The sequence below is a fragment of the Ramlibacter sp. genome (assembly GCF_036383835.1).
GTDB lineage: Bacteria > Pseudomonadota > Gammaproteobacteria > Burkholderiales > Burkholderiaceae_C > Ramlibacter.
This window is the reverse complement of sequence record NZ_DASVNN010000044.1, coordinates 1-3947: the sequence shown is the minus strand read 5'-3', so window position 1 is coordinate 3947 and position 3947 is coordinate 1. Positions and strand designations below refer to the sequence as shown.

At 73.0% G+C, this 3947-nt stretch carries 5 protein-coding genes; 4 read left to right on the top strand and 1 reads right to left on the bottom strand.

Going from position 1 to position 3947, the window contains the following annotated elements; genetic code table 11:
* The 3 genes from VF522_RS07545 to VF522_RS07535 all read left to right on the top strand — a co-directional run.
* The coding region (locus VF522_RS07545; protein WP_330907620.1) for a L,D-transpeptidase at positions 1–234 on the top strand (234 nt) is incomplete at its 5' end.
* The gene (locus VF522_RS07540; protein ID WP_330907619.1) at positions 231–692 is read left to right on the top strand and encodes a hypothetical protein; all 462 of its coding nucleotides are present in this window, start codon (positions 231–233) and stop codon (positions 690–692) included. The genes VF522_RS07545 and VF522_RS07540, both read left to right, overlap by 4 nt.
* A gap of 5 nt (positions 693–697) precedes the next feature.
* Positions 698–1489, top strand: a complete 792-nt coding sequence (locus VF522_RS07535; RefSeq protein ID WP_330907618.1) for a M23 family metallopeptidase — start codon at positions 698–700, stop codon at positions 1487–1489.
* Here the strand turns inward: VF522_RS07535 and VF522_RS07530 are convergent.
* Positions 1449–2705 carry a YbfB/YjiJ family MFS transporter gene (locus tag VF522_RS07530; protein ID WP_330907617.1) on the bottom strand — a complete coding sequence of 419 codons (1257 nt, stop codon included), beginning with the start codon at positions 2703–2705 and terminating at the stop codon, positions 1449–1451. The two genes, VF522_RS07535 and VF522_RS07530, sit on opposite strands and share 41 nt — an antisense overlap.
* An 83-nt stretch (positions 2706–2788) precedes the next feature.
* On the opposite strand from VF522_RS07530, the gene VF522_RS07525 reads away from it, so the two are divergent.
* Positions 2789–3691, top strand: coding sequence for a hypothetical protein (locus VF522_RS07525; protein ID WP_330907616.1), 903 nt, complete (start codon positions 2789–2791; stop codon positions 3689–3691).
* The last annotated feature ends 256 nt before the right edge of the window (positions 3692–3947 follow it).

The following is a 3947-nucleotide window of genomic DNA, read 5'->3' as shown; positions in this document are numbered from 1 at the left end:
CTGCTGCGCAATCCGAAGACCGACAAGAAGGTCAAGCTGCCGCCCGGCCCCAACAACCCGGTCGGCGTGATGTGGCTGGCCCTGAGCAAGGAGCACCTGGGCATCCACGGCACCGCGGAGCCTTCGCAGATGTCGCGCGCGGAAAGCAGCGGCTGCGTGCGACTGACCAACTGGGACGTGGTGCGGCTGTCCACCGTGGCCAACAAGGGCATCAACGTGGAGGTGCGGGCATGAAGAACTGGAAACTCACCCTCCTGGCCGCCGTTGCGGCGCTGGGCCTGCAGGCCTGCGACGTGAGCGTGCGCGACAAGCCGGGCTCCGACACCACGGCGGCCACGAGCCAGCCGGCGCCGGCGAGCGAGCCGGCACCGGCGCCGATGGCTTCGACGGAGAGCACGGCGCCGCCGACGGCCACCGCGGCCGCGCCCAGTGCGGCACCGGCGGACGGCAGCACGCCGCCGGCGGATGCGTCCACCCCCATGGCGGCGCAGACGCCGGCGCCCGTGTCGCCCGACACCGGCGCGATGGGCGCTGCCGGAACGGCAGGCACGTCCGCGCCTGGCGGCACCGCTGCAACGGCTTCCACCGACGGCGTGGCGGCTCCCACGGAACTCGCCCGCTTCCTGCAGGACAACCCGGTGAAGCCGCGCGATCCGCAGGCCGGCGACGCGGCCAAACCCACCAAGTCGTGACCGCCATGCGTCCCGTTGCCCTGGTTGCGGCGCTGGCCGTCGCCGCGGTGCTGCAGGGATGCGGCCGCGAGCCGGTGCAGACGCGCGTCCATCCGCCGACCCACAGCCTGCCGGAGGACGCGCCGTTGCGCGGTCCGGACACCGCTGCCGCACCGGCGCCAGCGCCAGCGCCAGCGCCAGCGCCGGCCGTGGCGTCCGGCGACCAGTCGGCGGCGGCCGTCGAACCCGCCGCCCCCGTCCCGATGCCGGCTCCCGCGCCCACCACGCCCGGCGTCCAGGCGCCGCTGCCCAAGGTACAGGACGTCGGCGACGCGCAAGGGGCGCTGCTGCTCGCGCAACGCCCGCTGCTGCTGCCCGTGGCCGGGGTGGAACCGTCGGGGCTGACCGACCAGTACGCGCTCGCGCGTGGCGGCGGCCAGCGCGTGCACGAAGCCATCGACATCATGGCGGCGAAGGGAACCCCGGTGGTGGCGGCGGACGACGGCCGCATCACCAAGCTCTTCACCAGCAAGCCCGGCGGCCTCACGATCTACCAGTACGACCCCGCGTCGCAACTCGCCTACTACTACGCGCACCTGGACCGCTATGCGGACGGCGTGCGCGAAGGCATGGAGGTCAAGCGCGGCGACGTGCTCGGCTACGTGGGCAGCACCGGCAACGCCAATCCGCAGGCGCCGCACCTGCACTTCGCCGTGTTCCGCCTCGGCAATCCGCCGCAGTGGTGGAAGGGCGAGGCGGTGAATCCCTACCCGGCCCTCAGCCGCGCGGCGCCGGCGTCGCAGGTGGCGAGCCGGTGAGGTGCGCGGCGGGATAGCGCCGCGCGAGCAGCACGTACAGCAGCGCGCCGAAGGCGAGCAGGGCCGACGCGATCCACAGCGATGCGGAAAAGCCGGCAGCCGGCGTCGCGCCGTGCGCCACCCTCCACGCCGCCAGCGGCGGTCCGACGATCTGGCCCAGGCCGTACATCGCGGTCAGCAGGCCCATGAAGCTGGTCGCCTGCAGCGGCCGCACGCGCCGCACTTCCTGCATCGCGAAGAAGGTGATCGCGGTGAAGGGCAGTCCCAGCAGCAGGCTGCCGATGGCGAAGCCGGCGAGCGTGGGACTCACGAGGCTGGCCGCCACGCCCACGGCCTGGATCGCGTAGCAGCCGGCCAGGCGCAGGCGCAGGTCGCCGCCCGGACGCAGCCGCGACGCGACTATCGCACCCAGCATCACGCCGACGCCGAACAGCGGCCAGAACAGGTCCAGCCAGTGCGAGTTGGGCAAGGCCTGGCGCGCGATCACCGGCAGGAAGGTGGCGGTGATGATGTAGCCGATGCCGGCCAGGCCGTAGGCGAGCGCGAGCCAGCCCATTTCGGCGCTGCCCGCGTGCGCCGGCGGCGCCGGCGCGGTGTCGCCCGCGGCAGTGGGCGGCGCGATCGGCGCGTTGTGCCGCGTGTCGATCACGCGCCAGACGGCCGCCGTCAGCAGGGCGGCGAGGATGCCGAAGGTCGCCCAGCCCACGGCCGCCGGCGCTTCGATCGCGACCAGTCCGCTCGCCGCCAGGCCGCTGGCGACGATGCCGGCGCCGGGACCGACGTAGATCAGCGCGCCCATGGCCGGCACACCGCGCCGCGCGAGCTGTTCCAGGCACCAGCCGGACGTGTAGAGGAACACCACCGCGCTCGCCACGCCGGCGGCGAACCGCAGCAGCACCCATGCGAAGGGCAGGTGCAGCGCCATGCCCAGGGTGAGGAGGACGGTGGCGACGAGGCCACCGCGCACCAGCCGCGGCCCGTTGACGCTGGCGGCCCAGCCGATGCGCCGCCAGATCCAGGGCTGGAAGGTGCAGGCCAGCGCACCGAGCAGGTAACCGAGGTAGTTCGCGCTGGCCAGCAGGCTGGCGCCGGGCAGGTCGACGGAACGTTCGGCCAGCATCATCGGCAGCAGCGGCGTGAAGGCGAAGCGGCCGATGCCCATGGCGACGGCGAGGGACACGAGGCCGGCGAGCGCGATGGCCAGCGGGCGTGGCATGGAAGAAGCAACGGACATCGGGCGGCGAGTGTCGCATGGCATGCCCGGCACTGCTTCACCTGATCCGGCTACCATCACGACCCATGAAAGTATTGCTCGCGCTGCGACCGTGCAGCCCCGGACTGGCGCAGCGCCTCGGCGCGGACGACGCCCTGGCCCGGGCGCTGGGCGCCAAGGCCCATCCCGCGATGGGTTTCGTGTTCCCGAAGTTCTTCGATGCCTCCGGGCCGGTGCTGCCGCGCCTGCTGGAACTGGCGCACGGCGAACCCGTGAGCTTCCTGCGCGACGTGCAGTGCACGCCCGCCGAACTCGATGCGTCCACCCATTTCGAGGCGGTCTGCCGCTCCACGATCGGCCAGACCCGCGCGGATTCGAAGGCCACGATGGCGGCCTACCACCAGGACACGCTGCATCCCACCGCGAGCCGCTGGTCGGTGCGCCTGCCGCAGCGCATCTACCTGAGCAAGCCCCCGGCGGACACGGCCATCAGCCACGTCGACGAATGGACCGGCGAATACGTGGTCGGCACGCAGGCGGCGCAGGCGCTGCGCACGAGCGGCCTCACGGGCTTCGAACTGCGGCCGGTGCTGCACCACAAGACCGGCGAAGGGCACGAAGCGGGGCACCACCTGGTCGCGCGCGAACTGCTGCCGGCGGCGCTGGAGGACGGGACGACCTTCGAGACCTTCGACGACGGCCCGCGCCAGCCCTCGACGCCGCGGCGCTACGGCCTCCTCAGTTACGCGTCCGGTTCGCTGGAGGCGACGCCGGACCTCGCCCGCACGGCGGAACCCTGGGGCGCCTGGCGCACGCCGGTGTGGATCGTGCGGCAAAGCGCACGGGCCTGGTTCGACAAGGCGCAGGTGCGCGGCTGGAAGTTCCAGCCGGTGCTGGCGTCGGGCACGCGGCTGCATGCGGACCATGCGCAGCGCTGGGACGACGTCCTCGGCAAGTTGCGGAACGCCGGGGCGACGGTGATCGCCTGACTTTCGTCATCCCGGCCTCTTCGTCATCCCCGCGCAGGCGGCTTCTTCGTCATCCCCGCGCAGGCGGGGATCCAGGGCTTCCTGTATTGAAGCGGCTGCGCCGCTTCCCGCTTTGTCGCATCGCGCCGGCTGCCAGCCCCCGCACGGGCGGGGCCGGGGTCGCGCTGGCATGGCGTCCTTCGCGCCCTTCGGCGCTTCGGCAAACCTGCGAGGACCGGGCAGGCGGCCCCCGCGACCGAACTTGCTGCGTGTTTGC

Excerpts from the sequence above, each read along its gene's own strand:
- VF522_RS07540 (WP_330907619.1), top strand. The coding sequence starts at position 231 with ATGAAGAACTGGAAACTCACCCTCCTGGCCGCCGTTGCGGCGCTGGGC.
- VF522_RS07535 (WP_330907618.1), top strand. The coding sequence starts at position 698 with ATGCGTCCCGTTGCCCTGGTTGCGGCGCTGGCCGTCGCCGCGGTGCTG.
- VF522_RS07530 (WP_330907617.1), bottom strand. The coding sequence starts at position 2,705 with ATGCCACGCCCGCTGGCCATCGCGCTCGCCGGCCTCGTGTCCCTCGCC.
- VF522_RS07525 (WP_330907616.1), top strand. The coding sequence starts at position 2,789 with ATGAAAGTATTGCTCGCGCTGCGACCGTGCAGCCCCGGACTGGCGCAG.